Genomic DNA, 16755 nt, shown 5'->3' with positions numbered 1-16755 from the left:
CCTCGGTTATGACCATTCCGCCTTGTGGGCGCGGCCGAGCAGGCGGGCGGCCATCTCCTTGGGGTCAAGGCCCTCGTGGCACACCTGGTGCACGCCCTCGGTGATCGGCATCTCCACGCCGTTGCGCAGCGCGAGCGCGCGGATCGAGGTGCACGACTTGACGCCCTCGGCGACCTGCCCGTGCGCCGCCTCCTGGGCCTGCGCCAGCGTCTCTCCCCTGCCCAGCCGCTCGCCGAAGGTGCGGTTGCGGGACAGCGGGGAGGCGCAGGTCGCGACCAGGTCGCCAAGGCCTGCCAGGCCTGCGAAGGTGAGCGGGTCGGCGCCGAGCGCGCCGCCGAGGCGGGAGGTCTCGGCGAGGCCGCGGGTGATCAGGGTGGCCATGGTGTTGTCGCCGAAGCCGAGGCCCCCGGCCATGCCGCAGGCGAGCGCGATGACGTTCTTGCAGGCCCCGCCCAGTTCGCAGCCGACGACGTCGGTGTTGGTGTAGGGGCGGAAGTAGCCGTTGAGGGTGGCCCGCTGGAGTTCGACGGCGCGGTTGTGGTCGGTGCAGGCGATCACGGTGGCGGTGGGCTGACCGGCGGCGATCTCCTTGGCCAGGTTGGGGCCGGAGACCACCGCGACCTGCTCCGCGGGCACCCGCGCCACCTCGCGGATCACCTCGCTCATCCGCTTCAGGGTGTCAAGCTCGACGCCCTTGGCGAGGCTGACCAGCGTCACGCCCGCGGGCAGCAGTTCACGCCAGGCGGTGAGGTTGTCCCGCAGCGTCTGGCTGGGCACGGCGAGCACCACGGCCTCGGCGCCCGCGAGGGCCTTGGCCGGGTCGTTGGTGGCGGTGACCGTGCCGGGCAGCGGGATGTCGGGCAGATACTCGGGGTTGTGGCGCTGCTCCCGGATGCCGCGCGCCACCTCGGCGCGGCGGGCCCACAGCACCACGTCGCGACCGGCGTCGCCGAGCACCTTGGCGAAGGCGGTCCCCCACGATCCCGCGCCCAGCACCGCGATCCGCTGAAGTGCCATCAGTCTTCCTTCGCCGGTTTCCCGTTGCGGCCGGTGGAGTAGAAGGCCTCGGGCGCCTGCTCGCCGCGGATGAGGGCGAGTTCGTCGCGGACCGCGTGCATGATCAGGTCGGTGACTTCGCGGAGCAGGGCGGCGTCGATCGGTCGGCCGCGGTAGCCGGACAGGTCCAGCGGGGCGCCGACGCGGAAGTCGATGCGCTTGCGGGGGAACGGGCGGAACTTCTTGGTGTAGCCGTTGAAGACCTCGTTGGTGCCGTACCGGGCGATCGGGATCACCGGCGCGTCGGTCTCCAACGCCAGCCGGGCCACGCCGGTGCGGGAGTGCATGGGCCAGCCCTGCGGGTCGCGGGTGATGGTGCCCTCGGGGTAGATCACGACGGTCTTGCCGTTGTCGACGGCCTCGATCGCGGCGCGCAGGCTCTCCTTTGCGTCCGCGCTGCCGCGGTAGACGGGGATCTGCTGGGTGCCGAGCAGGACCGAGCGCAGGCCCTTGACGTTCCACAGCGAGTCCTTGGCCATGAATCGCGGGATACGGCCCGCCCTGTGGTGTAGGAACACCGCGTCGTAGACGGGGTCGAGGTGGGAGACGTGGTTGAACACGAGCATGGCGCCGCCGGTGCGCGGGATGCGGTCCTGCCCGACCTGCCTGCGACGGCCGCAGAGCCAGGTGAGCGGGTAGAAGATGACCGCGGCCACCCCTACCCAGAAACCGCCCTTTTCTCGCTTGGCCACCGGTGTGTCCTCCTCCTGGCTCGCAACTGGCGTGAGTCTTCCCGGCAAGGACGCGTCGGTCCAGTCCGGACGCTCGCTGTGATCCATACGTCAGTACCCTCAACGAGTCGCGAGAGAGTATGGACAGGTGGGCCCGCGCACTCGACACCTCACCCTGCTGATCCCGGTCAAGCCGCTGACCGATGCGAAGTCGCGGCTGGCCGGGGCGGTCAGCCGTGAGCGGCATCCCGACCTCGTGCTGGCGATGCTGCTGGACACGGTCGCGGCGGCGGCACAGGCCGACGCCGTGCACCGGATCGTGGTGATCTCCTCCGACGATCGGGTGCGGGCCGCGCTGCCGCAGGTGGACGTGATTCCCGACGAGCCCGCGGCCGGGCTGAACGCGGCGCTGCGGCACGGCGCCCGCTGGGCGCAGCGGCCGGATGTGCGGCTGGGGGCGTTGCAGGCGGACCTGCCCGCGCTGCGGCCGGGAGACCTGGACGCCGCCTTGGCCGAGGTCGGCTTTGGTCGCGCGTTCTGCCCTGACCGTCAGGGCACCGGCACGACCCTGCTGGTCGCCGGGCGGGACGGCCCGCTGACGCCCTGCTTCGGCACCGACTCGGCCCGCCTGCACGCCGACACCGGCGCGACCCGACTCGAAGGTCCCTGGCCGACTTTGCGCTGCGATGTCGACACCCCCGCCGACCTGGCGGCCGCCACCGAACTCGGCTTGGGCCAACACACCAAGGCGGCCCTGGCCCAGGTTTAGCGACCAGAACCAGAGCAGTTCTGGTCGCTAAACCGCTGTTCGGGCGGCAACTGACGTCGTGGGTGCGGAGTGGTCCGCACCCACGACAGCGGTCAGCAGCAGGAGATGGAGTTCTCGTCGCAGCGGCCACCGGAGAGGTGGGGGCAGATCCAGCCGAAGTCGGGGCTGGGCTGCAACGGCTGGCGCTTGCGCGGGCCGTTCTGCGAGTGCACCGCCGTCGGGCTGATGGCGCCCGCCGGGGTGGTCAGGGTGACCTCCTCCCCCGCGGCCTGGGCCGCGGCGGCACCGTCGGTCAGCGACAGGACCTCCACGCCGCGGGCGATGTCGGCGACGTAGGCCCGGCCGCGGTGCCAGTACGGGGAGAACGACACCGCGCCCTCAGGACGCCAGTAGGCGACCTGGACCGGCTTCTCCGGGTTGGTGATGTCGATGAAGCGGGTGCCCTGCTCGTACCAGGAGTAGGCCACGATGCGGTCGGACACGTCGAAGTAGTGCGCCGAGCAGAACACGTCAGGACCGGGCAGCGTGCCCTCCTGGTCCTTCGGGCTCCAGACGCTGACCGTCTTGGTGTAGAACGGCTTCTCCGGTGTGGCCTTCCACGACTCGCCGTCGCGCGAGCCCTTCAGCGAGGAGATGACGAACTGGCCCTGGCCCTTGCACTGGGGCGAGCCGAAGGCCTCCTCGGTGTGCAGCAGCAGGCTGCCCGGCGGGTGCTTGGCGCTGGGCCGCGGGCCGTCCTTCAGGGTCTTGCCGATGGGGCGGATCGAGTTGTGCGTGAACTGCGTCGGCATGTCCTCCTTGGGCGAGGCACCACCCGCGTAAGGGATCGGGGCGGTCGCCGTTGCCCTGCGGAACTTGCCGGTCACGGGATCGCGGTGCCAGCCCTCGGTGTAGTACCCGCGGGTACCGCCGGTGCCCGCGACCCAGGCCACGCCCATGGCGTCCACCTGCACGTCGTGGGTCATGTGGCTCTTGCCCTGGTTGCGCCCGAGGTCCACGTAGGTGGTGGAGGTCTTCGGGTTGCTCGGGTCGGAGATATCGGTGACGAAGATCCGGCCGGTGGACTGGTAGAAGTCGTTGGGATCGCGGTACTCGCCGTCCCACCCCGCCGTCCACAGGTACTTGCAGTCGTTGATGCAGGTGGTGGTGTGGCCGGTGCCCAGCGGGGCGAAGCTCAGCTTCTTGAGGTCCGCGGGGTCGGCGGCGGAGAGGACGTAGATGCCGGTGGGCGAGTCCTTCTCGCGCGGGTGCCCGAACGCGTGCCGCTCGCGTGCCATGAACACGAGCTTGCGCTTGGGGTCGACGCTGACGTCCTCGTTCTCCCAGAACCGCTTGGTCGGGTCGTCGCCGGGCAGCACGAGTTCGTTGTTGGTCAGGTGGTCGAGCAGCTTCGGGTTGTCCTGGTCGGTGATGTCGAAGGACTTGAGCCCGAACTCGCCGCTGACGAACATGATGTCGCGGCGCCCGTATTGGATGAAGTTGATCGAGATGGCCCGTTCGGTGCCCGGTAGGGCCTTCTCGAGCTTGACGTTGCGGGACGCGGGGGCAAGCGGTGGCTTGCCTTCCTGACCCGCCTTCGGTGCGGTCGGCGGCGCGGGAGCGGCGGCGGCAGGAGTCGCCGTGATCGCGGTCAGTGCCAGCAGGGCACCCGCGAACGCGCCCGCAAGCGCTTTCTTCCCCATGATTTACCCTCCGCAGGAGATCCTTGGCTGCACGCTGACACGCGCATCTGGCCAGATCAAGCGCCAAGGCGGTAATCCGCAGAGCTCTTCAGCCGGTTTGACCGTACTTTTGACGGGTATCCGGATCACCCGTCGGTGCCGCCGCGTAACCACCCGGACGCGGGGTCGCCACGCCGGGGCCGAACACCTTGCGTTACCCGAAAGGGGCAGGTAGTAAAGGCTGTTCCACCATGCGGTGGCGGCCAGGTTTATTCACCGTGTCTTGGCACAAGTTCACGTTCAGGACAGCTTTTGTGAGCAAGAATGGACAACCGTGAGCACGGACAGCAACGGCGAGCAAGGCCATAGCGGAGACGCGCCCGAACCGGCTCGGCAGCCGGGCGCGACGCCGCGTCCCCAGCGGCGCCGCAACCCCCGTCCGTCCACCCGGCACAGCCGGGGCCGGGCCGTCGCGACGACCAGATCACGGCGCAGCACCGCGACCACAGCGCGGACGGTGCCGCCCGCCCCGCCCGCGGTGACGCCGCTGCCGGTGGACAGCGAGCTGCCGGAGGACCGGTACTTCAACCGGGAGCTGTCCTGGCTGGACTTCAACGCCCGCGTGCTCGCGCTGGCGGAGGACGCCTCGCAGCCGCTGTTGGAGCGCGCCAAGTTCCTGGCGATCTTCTCCTCCAACCTGGACGAGTTCTACATGGTGCGGGTCGCCGGGCTGAAGCGCCGCGACGAGACCGGCCTCTCGGTGCGCAGCGCGGACGGCCTCACACCCAAGGAGCAGCTGGCCCGCATCTCGCTGCGCACCCAGGACCTGGTCGAACAGCACTCCGCGGTGTTCAGCAAGGACATCCGCCCCGCGTTGGAGGCGCACGGCATCCGCATCGTCAGCTGGACCGACCTGACCGGCCCCGACCAGCTGCGGCTGTCCAACTACTTCAGCGAACAGGTGTTCCCGGTGCTCACGCCGCTGGCGGTGGACCCGGCGCACCCGTTCCCCTACATCTCCGGCCTGTCGCTGAACCTGGCCGTCACGGTGCGCGACCCCGAGGGCGGCCGGGAGCGGTTCGCCAGGGTGAAGGTGCCCGCCAACGTGCCGCGGCTGATCCGGGTCGAGGTGGACGGCGACGCGCAGACGGTGACGTTCCTGCCGCTGGAGGAGCTGATCGCAGCGCACCTCGGCGAGCTGTTCACCGGCATGGAGATCACGGAGCAGCACGTCTTCCGCGTCACCCGCAACGCCGACCTTGAGGTGGAGGAGGACCGCGACGAGGACCTGCTCCAGGCGCTGGAGCGGGAGTTGGCACGCAGGCGGTTCGGACCGCCGGTGCGGCTCGAGGTCGCGGCGGACATGAGCGAGCACATGCTCGAGCTGCTGCTGCGCGAGTTGGAGGTCGACCCGCACGACGTGGTCGAGGTGCCGGGGCTGATGGACCTGTCCAGCCTCTGGCAGGCCTACCGCTGCGACCGCCCCGAGCTCAAGGACAAGCCGTTTGTCCCGGCCACGAACCCGGCCTTCGGCGAGCGCGAGACGCCCAAGAGCGTGTTCGCCACGCTGCGCGGCGGGGACGTGTTCGTGCACCACCCCTACGACTCCTTCTCCACCAGCGTGCAGCGCTTCATCGAGCAGGCCGCCGCCGACCCCCACGTGCTGGCGATCAAGCAGACGCTGTACCGCACCTCCGGCGACTCGCCGATCGTGGACGCGTTGATCGACGCGGCGCAGGCGGGCAAGCAGGTGGTGGCGCTGGTCGAGCTCAAGGCGCGCTTCGACGAGCAGGCCAACATCAAGTGGGCGCGTGCGCTGGAACGTGCGGGCGTGCACGTGGTGTACGGGCTGGTTGGGCTGAAGACGCACTGCAAGACCTCGCTGGTGGTGCGCCAGGAGGGGTCGATGATCCGCCGCTACTGCCACATCGGCACCGGCAACTACAACCCCAAAACCGCCCGGCTGTATGAGGACATGGGCCTGCTGACCGCGGAGCCGTCCATCGGAGCCGACCTCACCGACCTGTTCAACACCCTCACCGGCTACGCGCGGCAGACCAGCTACCGCAGCCTGATGGTGGCCCCGCACGGGGTGCGGCGCGGCATCGTCAACCGGATCAACACCGAGATCGAACACGCCGTCGCCGGGCGGACCGCCGGGATACGGCTGAAGGCGAACGCGCTGGTCGACGAGCAGGTGATCGACGCGCTGTACCGGGCATCGCAGGCCGGGGTGCCGGTGGAGGTCGTGGTGCGCGGCATCTGCTCGCTGAAGCCCGGCGTGCCGGGGCTGAGCGAGAACATCAAGGTCCGCTCGATCCTGGGCCGGTTCCTGGAGCACTCGCGCGTGCTGCACTTCGCGGGCTCCGACGAGTACTGGTTCGGCAGCGCCGACATGATGCACCGCAACCTGGACCGCCGCATCGAGGTGATGGTCCGGGTCGCGGACCCGGAGCTGACCGGGGAGCTCAAGGCGGTGTTCGACTCGGCGCTGCACCCGGAGACACGGTGCTGGCTGCTTGACCCGCGCGGTGAGTGGGTGCCATCGCCCAAGGAGGGCGCCAAGGTGCGCGATCACCAGGAGGAACTGCTCCGCCGCCACGGTGCCAAGGGCTGAGCCCGTGGAGCTCGTCCGCGCGGGGGGCGTGGTGCTGTGGCGGCAGGTCGATGACGGCCCGGTGGAGGTCGCGGTCGTGCACCGGCCCCGCTATGACGACTGGTCGCTGCCGAAGGGCAAGCTGCACACCGGTGAGGTGGCGCTGACCGGCGCCTGGCGGGAGACGCTCGAGGAGACCGGGTTCCGGGTGGCCATGGGCAGGGCGCTGGGCACCACCGCCTACCGGGTGTCCACAAAGGACGGCGGCACCGCCGAGAAGACGGTGGACTACTTCAGCGGGCAGGCGCTGGGAGGGGATTTCACGCCGGGCGACGAGGTGGACGAGTTGAAGTGGCTGCCCGCCGACCAGGCCCGCACGCTGCTCACCTACTCCCACGACCACAGCATCCTGGACGCGTTCACGGAACTGTCCCCCGAGTTGGTCACGCTGGTGCTGGTGCGCCATGCGAAGGCGGGCAAGCGCAGTGAGTGGGACGGCGACGACGACCTGCGGCCGCTGAGCAAGGGCGGCTGGAAGCAGGTGAACGGACTGAACATCGTGCTGCCGGTGTTCGACCCGCAGCGGGTGTACTCCGCGCCGCGGGTTCGCTGCGTGGACACCCTGGCGGGCTTGGCCGGGACGCTGGGCGTGGAGGTCGAGAACGAGCCGCGGCTGTCCGAGGAGGGCTACTGGCCCGATCCGGAGCGCGGGATGGGGCGACTGCTGGAGATCGCGGCGGGCGAGGGCACCGCGGTGGTGTCCAGCCAGGGCGGCGTCATCCCCGACGTGATCGCCAGGCTCGCCGCCCGCTCGGGATTCCGGCTCGGCGAGGTGGAAAGCAAAAAGGGCAGCTTCTGGGTACTGTCACTCGCTCCGAGCACCCTGAATTTGCGGCAGGCCGACTATTACCGCGAACTGCCGTACTGAACAAAAACCGCGTCATCCGTCCGAGCGAAAAATTGCCGAACACCCACTCCTTCGGGCGGATCTTGCGGAAGGCGTCGTTTTTCCGCCAGTAGCATCGCGGCTCGCGAAGCCAATCACCTCAATCATCGGCGGCGAAAGCCGCTCATAAGGGGTTCAGTCGATGCGTAGGACATTCACGGCGATCCTGCTCGCCACCGCCGCCGCGTTCGTTCCCGCGGTGACGCCGCTCGCGGTCGCCGCGGAGCCCACCGCGGTCACCGCGCAGAGCGCGAACAAGAAGGTGTGGATCCTGGCGTTCAAGAAGAAGAACGGCGAGGTCGGCAGGTTCACCACCCCGCGGTTCAACACCAAGGGCGAGTGCACCAAGTGGGCGAAGAAGCAGGTCAAGAAGGATTGGGTCTGGCACGACTGCGTCCAGGTCGAGGTGCAGGGCTCCCGTTGAGAGCCGGGCGGCAGGCGCTCACCCGCCTGCCGCCCTCCCCCGTCATCCTTCCCGGGGACACAGCGGCGATTCGGGCACTCACACGGGTTATTACCGAGGCGGACCTCCCACGTCACCGGTAAATCTGGACTCCTATCACGGGGCGATAACTCCCAGCTCTCACTCGTGAAGGGGCCAGAAATGCGAAGGACATTCGCCGCCATTCTTCTCGCCGCCACCGTTGTCCCGTTGACCGCTCCGATCGCCGCGGCCACTCCCAGCGCCTCGGTGGAGGTGTCGGAGAAGTACGTGTGGATCGTGGTGTTCAAGAAGATGAATCCCGACGGCACGGTCGGGGTATACCGGATCACCGAACCGCGCTTCGACACCAAAGACGCCTGCGACGACTGGCGGGAGGATCAGTTGGACGAGCACCCCGAGTGGCGCGTCAGCTGGTGCAACCGCGTCGAGGTCAAGCCATCCGACGACGCCTGATCCCCACCCGGCACGTGGTGTGGGTCAAGTGCCGGGGGTGATCAGGCCGGTTTCGTAGGCGATCACCACGAGTTGGGAGCGGTCGCGGGCGTCGAGCTTGGCCAGCAGCCTGCTGACGTAGGTGCGGGCGGTGGCCGGGCTGATGTGCAGGCTCGCGCCCACCTCGTGGTTGGTCTTGCCGCGCGCCACCTCGGCCAGCACCTCGCGCTCACGATCGGTCAGCACTGCCAAGGGGCGGGGGTCCACCCGGGACGCCGCTGCGGCGGCGGCCATCACGCGGCGGGTGACCGATGGGGACAGCAGGGCCTCGCCGCCCGCGACCACACGCACCGCGTCGCGCAGGTCGTCGGGCGGGATGTCTTTGAGCAGGAAGCCCGCGGCGCCGATGCGGATGGCGTCCAGGATGTGCTCGTCGGTGTCGAAGGTGGTCAGCACGACGACCTTCACCTCCCGCAGGCGCGGATCGGCGATGATCGCGCGGGTGGCGACCAGGCCGTCTGTGCCGGGCATCCGGATGTCCATCAGCACTACGTCGGGCAGTTCGGCGCGCACCATGCGCAGGCCACCGTCCCCGTCGGCGGCCTCGCCGACGACGGTGATGTCCTCGGCGCGTTCCAGCAGGGCACGCAGGCCCGCCCTGACCAGTTGCTGGTCGTCCACCAGCCCCACCCTGATCACGGCAGCACCACCGGCAGCGACGCGTTGACCCGGAACCCGCCGCCGGGGTTCGGGCCGGTGCGCAGGGTGCCGCCGACCAGCGCGGCGCGTTCCCGCATGCCCGCGATGCCGTGCCCCGGTGGTCCGGGCGGTCCGGTGCCGTTGTCGGTGACCTCGATCCCCAGTCGCCCGTCGCGGTAGTCCAACACCACCTCGGCGCTGCTCGCCCCCGAATGCCGCAGGGCGTTGGTCAGCGACTCCTGCACGATGCGGTAGGCGGTGGTGTCCACCGCGACCGGCAGCGGCACGGCCTCGCCCTCGACCCGCACGAACACCGGCAGCCCACCGGCCGAGGTCACGCCGACCAGGTATTCCAGCTGGGCCAAGCCGTGGGTGGGCTCGGGCACCTGTTCCCGCAACAACGCGACGGTGCCGCGCAGTTCGCGCATGGCCTCGCCGCTGGCCGCGCGGATGTGGCCCAGCGCCTCCCTGGCGCCCGCCGGGTCACCGTCCTCGATGGACTCGGCGGCCACATCGGACTGCAAGGAGATCACCGCGACGGTGTGTGCCAGCACGTCGTGCACATCGCGGGCGATGCGCAGGCGTTCCGCGGCGACCCGGCGGGCGGCTTCCTGCTCCCGTTCCACGTCGGCCTGCCGTCGCAGCAGGCGTCGGGAGCGCACGACGTCGCCGAGCGCGATCGCGGCGGCCATCAAGCCGACCGTGAAGGCGAGGTCGTAGCCGAACAGGTAGCCGAGGTCATCGCCCTCCGCGACGCGGAAGAAGGTGGACACCGCGAGCAGTCCGCACGCGGTGGCGATCGACCAGCGCGATTTGCCCACCTCGGCCGCCGAGTACAGCGCGGCCGCGGCGGGCACCGCGAGCCCGATCGCCGGATAGCCCGCCCAGTAGTAACCCAGGATGCCGACCGCGGTGGCCGCGAGCGTAAGCAGCGGGTGGCCGCGGCGGATGAGCATCAGCGCGCCGAGACCCACCGCGAACAGGTAGGCGAACACGTCCGGCCGCCGTTCCCCGCCGCGGTCGGCGATGATCGCCGCGACCACGACGAGCACCACCATGACGCCCAGAGCGACGTCGATGAGCAGGGCGGATCTCTTGCGCACACCGTGAGCCTAGGGATTTCCCCCGACCAGGGCATCCGGTTCATGCCTACTCCCGGTGTCGCCTGTGGACGTACTCGGATCGAGAGCGCGGACGGACGCCTCACCAGGCGTTTCTCACCAGACTTCCTCCCATCCACGAAAGGGGGAGGACATGAGAACACTGGGAATCGTCATCCTGGGGCTGTTCTGCGGGCTGCTCGCCGGGTTCATGCTCACCGAGATCCTCGCGGTGGCCACCATCGATCCCGGCGGCGATTCGCCACCCGTCGCCTGGGCTCTGGTGCTGGGCTGGCTGACGCCCGCGCTGGCGATCGGCGGCGTGGTCACCGCCCTGGTCGTGGACCGCCGGGTGCGGGGCGGGCAGCGGTGAACCGCAGAGGGTTCCTCGGCCTGGGGCTGGCGGCGGGCGCCGGGATCGGCCTCGCGAGTTGCGGGCTGATCGAAACGGCGGGCGGCAACAACAGCATCCAGGGCAGTGCGGGCACGCTGCTCAAGAGCGCCGCCCCCCTGCCGGAGCCGTTCCGAGTGCCGCTGCCGATTCCGCCGGTGCTGCGGCCGGTGCGCAGCGATACCGGTACCGACTACTACGAGATCACCCAGCGCGCGGCGGACGCCGAGATCCTGCCCGGGCTGCGCACCAGGATCTGGGGCTACGACGGGATGTTCCCCGGGCCGACCATCGAGTCCCGGCGGGGCAGGCGCACGGTGGTGCTGCACCGCAACGAACTGCCGGTGCCCACCGTGGTGCACCTGCACGGCGGAAAGACCCCGCCTGAGCACGACGGCTACCCCACCGACCTGGTGCTCCCGAAACAGGGTTGGAGCGGGCCGGGCGCGCCGGGGGCGAAGGAGTACGTGTATCCGCTGGACCAGCAGGCGGCCACGCTCTGGTACCACGACCACCGGATGGACTTCACCGGCCCGCAGGTCTACAAGGGACTCGCCGGTTTCCACCTCGTCCGCGATGACGATGAGGAGGCGCTGGGGCTGCCCTCGGGCGACCGCGACATCCCACTGATGATTGCCGACCGGGCGTTCGCCGCCGACGGCTCCTTCTCCTATCCCTCGGCCGATCCGACCCTGCGGGAGCGGCCCGGCGTCGACCCCTTCTACGCCAGCGGGGTGCTCGGCGACTGCGTGCTGGTCAACGGCGCACCGTGGCCGGTGCTGGAGGTCGACGCGGCCCGCTACCGGTTTCGGCTGCTCAACGCCTCCAACGCCCGCCGCTACAAGCTGGCGCTGGACCCCACGCCGCCGAGCGGGCCGTCGTTCACCCAGATCGGCAGCGACCAGGGTCTGCTGTCCGCGCCGGTCGGGCACGAGGAGATCCGGATCTCGCAGGCCGAACGGTTCGACGTGGTGATCGACTTCGCCGCCTACCCGGTGGGCACACAGGTCACGCTGGTCAACGAGTACGGCTCCGGCGGGACGGCGCGGGTCATGCGGTTCGTGGTGGCACGCGGGGCACGCGATGACAGCCGCGTCCCGTCAAGGCTCGCCGAGGTGCGGCCGCTGTCCCGCTCGGACGCGACGGTGCGGCGGGAGTTCCGGTTTCACCGGGACGGCGAAATGCACGGGATGAAGCTGTGGTCGATCAACGGGAAACCGTTCGACCTGAACCGGGTCGACGCGAATCCGGAACTCGGTGCGGTCGAGTTGTGGCGCATTCGCGGGCTCAATGTGGAACACCCCTTCCACCTCCATCTCGCGCCTTTCCAGGTGCTCAGCCGCGACGGCGGCGGGTCACCGGACCGATATGACGCGGGCTGGAAGGACACCGTGAGCATGGACAACGGCGGCGACGTCGAGCTGCTGATCAAGTTCGACGGGTACCGGGGAAAGTACGTGTTCCACTGCCACAACCTGGAACACGAGGACATGATGATGATGGCCAACTTCGAGGTCGTGTAATGACGCACAGGATCACGTTCGTTTTCGTGTCGGCCTTCACCTGGCTGACGATGCTGATGTTCGGGGCGCTGGTCTTCGAAACCCTGGTCATGTACCCGAACATCTTCGCCGACCCGCCCGCCTCGCTGGTGACCGCGAAGTCGTTCATGGTGGCCGCGGGCCCTGCCGACTTCTTCCGGCCCGGCGGCATGGCCACCGTGCTGGCCGGCGCGGTCGCGGTGGCGCTGGCCTGGCGCCACCGGCAGGCCAGGTACTGGCTGCTCGGCGCCTGGGTGTGCATCACCGCGGGCGACGGGCTGTTCTCGATGCTGTTCTTCTGGCCACGCAACACCATCATGTTCACCGAGGGCCCCGCGGTGCATTCCGCCGATTACCTGCGCCAGGTGGCGGACGAGTTCTACACCTTCCACTGGCTGCGGGTGGCCCTGCTGGGAATCACCGCAGCGCTGTGCTTCGCCGGTTTTCTACGGCACCTCCGGCACTCACCCGTTCGGCCGTGACAGCTGTGTCATTTGCATGTCCCGAACAGAACAATGGTGGTCCGAAACGGCATAGCTCTAATAGCTGACTCGGGTGGTTCACAGGCCGTCACTGGCTTGTTTTTACGTTCTGATTTACCAATATGTGCACTCCGGTCGAAACGCGAGCGGACACCGTGCACATCGCACAGTGACGATCTTGGATCCAACCCATATCGTCCGCCTTGTCCGCTTGGGTGCACTTGCGGGAACAGGGGGCGAGGAGCTTGCGCATCGGAATCGATGTCGGTGGCACCAATACCGACGCCGTGTTGCTGACCGGCCACCGCGTGCTCGCCGGGGTCAAGACGGCGACCACGGAGGACGTCACCACCGGCATCGTGACCGCGCTGGACGACCTGCAACGGACCCACCCGTTCGCACCCGACGAGGTGCAGGCCGTGATGATCGGGACGACGCACTTCGTCAACGCCCTGGTGGAGGCCTCCCGGCTCACCCCGACCGCCGCGGTGCGGCTGGCACTGCCCGCGACGGCCTCGCTGCCGCCGATGGTGGACTGGCCGCAGCGGCTGGTCAGCGCCATCGCGGGCCGCAGCTACCTGTGCCGCGGCGGCCACGAGTTCGACGGCCGCCGCATCGCCGACCTCGACGAGTCCGAGCTTCGCAAGGCCGCCCACGACATGGCGCAGGCAGGCGTGCGCAGCGTGGCCATCACGTCGGTGTTCTCCCCGGTCACCGCCGAGTTCGAGACGGCGGCCGCGGCGATCATCGCCGACGAACTCCCCGACGCGGCGATCTCGCTGTCGCATGAGATCGGCCGCATCGGGCTGTTGGAGCGGGAGAACGCCACCATCGTCAACGCAGCGCTGCGTGAACTGGCCGCGCATATCGTGGACGGCCTGAGCGGCTCGCTGACCGCGGCGGGCATCACCGCCCCGCTGTACCTGTCGCAGAACGACGGCACGCTGATGGGTGCCGACTTCGCCCGCCGCTACCCGGTGGCCACCTTCGCCTCCGGGCCGACCAACTCCATGCGCGGCGCGGCGGTGCTGTCCGGAATGGACAACTGCGCGGTGGTCGACATCGGCGGCACCACCACCGATGTCGGCATGCTCTACCAGGGATTCCCGCGGCAGGCCAACACCGAGGTCACCATGGCGGGCATCCGCACGAACTTCCGCATGCCCGATGTGCTCAACGTCGGCATCGGAGGGGGCAGCCGAATCCGGGGCTCGAGGACCCCGACCATCGGCCCGGATTCGGTTGGCTACCACCTCAACACGGAGGCGCTGGTGTTCGGTGGGGAAACCCTGACCGCCACCGACATCGCCGTGGCCGCGGGCCGCGCCGACATCGGCGACACCCGCCGGGTGTCCAGGCTGGACAGACAACTTGTCGGCGGGGTGCTGGTCACGATCGCCGAAGAGATCAGCGCCACCGTGGACCGCATGCGCACCAGCGCCGACGCGGTGCCGATCGTGGCTGTCGGCGGCGGTTCCATCCTGCTGCCCGAGGAGTTGGAGGGCATCGGACCGGTGACCTGCCCGCAGCACTTCTCCGTCGCCAACGCGGTCGGCGCGGCCATCGCCCAGGTCGGCGGCGAGGTGGACCGGGTGTTCGCCATCGCGCCCGGCCGCCGCGACGCGATCATCGACGAGGCCCGCCAGGAAGCGGTGAACCGCGCCATCGCCGCGGGCGCCGGGCCGCGGTCGGTGGAGATCGTGGACTTCGACGAGGTGCCGGTGCCCTACCTGCCGGGCAACGCCACCCGGATCAGGGTCAAGGCCGTCGGCGACCTGCAGGCGGCGTCATGATCACCGACTGCGCCTCGCCCGCGATGAACGAGCTGACCGTCACCGAGTTGGAGGACCTCGCGTGCGGCGCCGCGGTGCTGGGCTCCGGGGGCGGCGGCGACCCCACCATCGGCAGGCTGCTGGCCACCGAGGCCCTGCGAAGACACGGCCCGGTCCCGCTGGTGCCGCTCGAGGAGCTGCCCGACGACGCGGTGCTGCTGACGGTCGGGCTGCTCGGCGCGCCCACCGTCATGATCGAGAAGGTGCCCGGCGCCGACCAGGTCGCCGCCGCCGTCGAGGCGCTGGCGGCGCATCTCGGCACCCGCGTGACACACCTGTACGCGCTGGAGGCCGCAGGGGTGAACGCGCTGGTCCCGCTGCTCGCCGCGGCCAGGCTGGGGTTGCCCATGGTCGACGCCGACGCCATGGGCCGGGCCTTCCCCGAGTTGCAGATGACCATGCCCACCCTCTACGGAGTGACCGCCACCCCGATGGGCATCGCCGACGAGAAGGGCAACCGCGGGGTGCTGGCCGCGGTGGACAACCAGTGGGCCGAGCGGATGGCCCGCTCGATGGCCATCGACATGGGCTGCATCGCCGCGATCAGCACGTACGTGATGGACGGCAAGACGGCAAAGGAGGCGCTGGTCGCAGGCACGCTGTCGCGGTGCGTGGAGATCGGCGCCGCGATGCGCAGGGCCCGGCTGCGCGGCGGTGACCCGGTCGCCGCGACCTGCGACGCACTCGGCGGGCGGCAGCTGTTCACCGGCAAGCTGGTCGACGTGCACCGCCGCACCGAGGACGGCTTCGCCCGCGGCAGCGCCCTGCTGGCCGGTTCCGGGGCCGATGCGGGTGCCACGCTGGAGTTGCGGTTCCAGAACGAGCATCTGATCGCCGAACGCGACGGCGCGGTGCTGGCCGCGGTGCCGGACTTGATCTGCGCGTTGGACACCGAGACCGCGTCCTCCATCTCGGCCGAATCGTTGCGTTATGGCCAACGCATCACCGTGATCACCGCGGAAGCCGATCGCCGGTGGTACACCAGACAGGGCCTTGACCTGGTCGGACCCGCCTACTTCGGCTACCGGGAGGTGTGATGGGGCTCTGGGACCGCGACGGTGAGTACCTGCCGCTGCTGGTCGAGGCCGAGGACGTGCCCGCGTTGCAGCTGGGCGCCTCGGTGCTCGGCTCCGGCGGCGGCGGTCCCACCGGGCTCACCAGCCTGCTGCTGCGACAGGAACTGGCCAAAGGCCGCAAGGCCGAGGTGCTGCCCCTGGAACTGCTCTCCGACGACGCGATGGCGGTGTCGACCTGCTACCTCGGCGGCGCCACCGTCTTCGGCGAGAAACTGCCCGCGGGCGATGAGTTCCCGAAGGCCATCGAGGCCATCCAGCGCTGGACCGGTGTGCAGGCCGACGCGGTGATCGCCGCCGAGATCGGCGGCCTCAACGGCCTGGTCGGCATGCTGGCGGGCTGCCAGGTGGGGCTGCCCAGCGTTGACGCCGACCTGGCAGGCCGCGGCCTGGCCCGACTGGAGCAGTTCGCCTTCGCCGCCGCGGGCGGCAAGTACACCCCGTGCGCGCTGGCCGAGCCCAGCGGGCAGGTGCTGGTGATCGGCCAGGGCGACGCCGAGGAGCTGACCAGGGCGCTGTACGCCTTCGTCTCCGCCACCTCCGGCTGGGTGGCCATCGCCTTCGCCCCGGTCAGCGTCGGCGACCTGCGCGAGCGCTCGGTGATCGGCACGGTGAGCACCGCGCTGGCGATGGGCCGCAGACTGCTGGACCTCGGCGAGAGCCCGTCCGCGCTGGCGCTGGGTGCCGCCACCGGCGGGAAGGTGCTGGCCTCCGGCCGCGTGATCGAGGTGCTCTACCAGTCCAGCCAGGTGGCCTTCGGCCGCGGCGTGGTCACGGTCGCCGACCGCGACAGCGGGGCGCTGCTGCGGCTGGAGATGGAGAACGAGTACCTGTTCGCGCTGCGCGACGGGCAGCCGGTGGCCTCCACCCCCGACCTGCTGTGCGTGTTGGACCGCAGGGACTGCGTGCCGATCAACTGCGACCAGGTGCGCACCGGAGCCGAGGTGACCGTACTGCGCCTGCCCGCCGCGCCGTTCTGGCGGGACGACCGCTGGCTGCCCGTGATCGGGCCGCGGGCCTACGGCATCGACTGCGACCCGCTGATGATGGACGCGTGAGGA

At 69.9% G+C, this 16755-nt stretch carries 16 protein-coding genes; 11 read left to right on the top strand and 5 right to left on the bottom strand.

Features of this window, described 5'->3' with window-relative positions:
- Positions 1–6: 6 nt before the first annotated feature.
- A complete protein-coding gene (locus ACU6XJ_RS17550; protein ID WP_476312514.1) occupies positions 7–1017 on the bottom strand; it encodes an NAD(P)H-dependent glycerol-3-phosphate dehydrogenase in 1011 nt (336 codons plus the stop codon).
- The gene (locus tag ACU6XJ_RS17545; RefSeq protein ID WP_476312512.1) at positions 1017–1748 is read right to left on the bottom strand and encodes a lysophospholipid acyltransferase family protein; all 732 of its coding nucleotides are present in this window, start codon (positions 1746–1748) and stop codon (positions 1017–1019) included. The genes ACU6XJ_RS17550 and ACU6XJ_RS17545 overlap by 1 nt, the downstream gene beginning before the upstream one ends.
- 127 nt (positions 1749–1875) lie before the next feature.
- Here ACU6XJ_RS17545 and cofC point away from each other — a divergent pair, with 127 nt between their 5' ends.
- A complete protein-coding gene (gene cofC, locus ACU6XJ_RS17540) occupies positions 1876–2496 on the top strand; it encodes a 2-phospho-L-lactate guanylyltransferase (RefSeq protein WP_476312509.1) in 621 nt (206 codons plus the stop codon).
- Positions 2497–2588: 92 nt separating this feature from the next.
- Here cofC and ACU6XJ_RS17535 read toward each other — a convergent pair whose 3' ends face one another.
- On the bottom strand, positions 2589–4178 hold the full coding sequence (locus tag ACU6XJ_RS17535; RefSeq protein ID WP_476312506.1) for an LVIVD repeat-containing protein: 1590 nt from the start codon (positions 4176–4178) through the stop codon (positions 2589–2591).
- Positions 4179–4491: 313 nt separating this feature from the next.
- Here ACU6XJ_RS17535 and ACU6XJ_RS17530 point away from each other — a divergent pair, with 313 nt between their 5' ends.
- From ACU6XJ_RS17530 to ACU6XJ_RS17515, 4 genes are all read left to right on the top strand, one after another.
- On the top strand, positions 4492–6774 hold the full coding sequence (locus ACU6XJ_RS17530) for an RNA degradosome polyphosphate kinase (protein ID WP_476312503.1): 2283 nt from the start codon (positions 4492–4494) through the stop codon (positions 6772–6774).
- 4 nt (positions 6775–6778) lie between these two features.
- Positions 6779–7681, top strand: coding sequence for an NUDIX hydrolase (locus ACU6XJ_RS17525; protein WP_476312500.1), 903 nt, complete (start codon positions 6779–6781; stop codon positions 7679–7681).
- Positions 7682–7841: 160 nt separating this feature from the next.
- Positions 7842–8123 (top strand): hypothetical protein, encoded by a 282-nt coding sequence (locus tag ACU6XJ_RS17520; RefSeq protein WP_476312498.1) that lies wholly within the window; start codon positions 7842–7844, stop codon positions 8121–8123.
- Positions 8124–8303: 180 nt separating this feature from the next.
- Positions 8304–8597 (top strand): hypothetical protein, encoded by a 294-nt coding sequence (locus tag ACU6XJ_RS17515; protein ID WP_476312495.1) that lies wholly within the window; start codon positions 8304–8306, stop codon positions 8595–8597.
- Positions 8598–8621: 24 nt separating this feature from the next.
- Here ACU6XJ_RS17515 and ACU6XJ_RS17510 read toward each other — a convergent pair whose 3' ends face one another.
- Positions 8622–9275 carry a response regulator transcription factor gene (locus ACU6XJ_RS17510; protein WP_476312494.1) on the bottom strand — a complete coding sequence of 218 codons (654 nt, stop codon included), beginning with the start codon at positions 9273–9275 and terminating at the stop codon, positions 8622–8624.
- Positions 9272–10378, bottom strand: a complete 1107-nt coding sequence (locus tag ACU6XJ_RS17505; RefSeq protein ID WP_476312491.1) for a sensor histidine kinase — start codon at positions 10376–10378, stop codon at positions 9272–9274. The genes ACU6XJ_RS17510 and ACU6XJ_RS17505 overlap by 4 nt, the downstream gene beginning before the upstream one ends.
- A 151-nt stretch (positions 10379–10529) precedes the next feature.
- Between ACU6XJ_RS17505 and ACU6XJ_RS17500 the strand changes: the two genes are divergently transcribed.
- From ACU6XJ_RS17500 to ACU6XJ_RS17475, 6 genes are all read left to right on the top strand, one after another.
- Positions 10530–10748, top strand: coding sequence for a DUF5957 family protein (locus tag ACU6XJ_RS17500; protein ID WP_476312488.1), 219 nt, complete (start codon positions 10530–10532; stop codon positions 10746–10748).
- Positions 10745–12289: a multicopper oxidase family protein gene (locus tag ACU6XJ_RS17495; RefSeq protein WP_476312485.1), complete on the top strand. Its 1545-nt coding sequence runs from the start codon at positions 10745–10747 to the stop codon at positions 12287–12289. Before ACU6XJ_RS17500 ends, ACU6XJ_RS17495 begins: the two co-directional genes overlap by 4 nt.
- The gene (locus ACU6XJ_RS17490; RefSeq protein WP_476312483.1) at positions 12289–12789 is read left to right on the top strand and encodes a DUF1772 domain-containing protein; all 501 of its coding nucleotides are present in this window, start codon (positions 12289–12291) and stop codon (positions 12787–12789) included. Before ACU6XJ_RS17495 ends, ACU6XJ_RS17490 begins: the two co-directional genes overlap by 1 nt.
- Positions 12790–13034: 245 nt before the next feature.
- Positions 13035–14582, top strand: a complete 1548-nt coding sequence (locus ACU6XJ_RS17485; RefSeq protein WP_476312480.1) for a hydantoinase/oxoprolinase N-terminal domain-containing protein — start codon at positions 13035–13037, stop codon at positions 14580–14582.
- Positions 14579–15658, top strand: coding sequence for a DUF917 domain-containing protein (locus ACU6XJ_RS17480; protein WP_476312478.1), 1080 nt, complete (start codon positions 14579–14581; stop codon positions 15656–15658). Before ACU6XJ_RS17485 ends, ACU6XJ_RS17480 begins: the two co-directional genes overlap by 4 nt.
- Positions 15658–16752 carry a DUF917 domain-containing protein gene (locus tag ACU6XJ_RS17475; protein WP_476312476.1) on the top strand — a complete coding sequence of 365 codons (1095 nt, stop codon included), beginning with the start codon at positions 15658–15660 and terminating at the stop codon, positions 16750–16752. The genes ACU6XJ_RS17480 and ACU6XJ_RS17475 overlap by 1 nt, the downstream gene beginning before the upstream one ends.
- Positions 16753–16755 lie beyond the last annotated feature (3 nt).

Source organism: Actinorectispora metalli (assembly GCF_056323685.1).
This window is presented reverse-complemented; position numbering and strand designations above follow the sequence as displayed.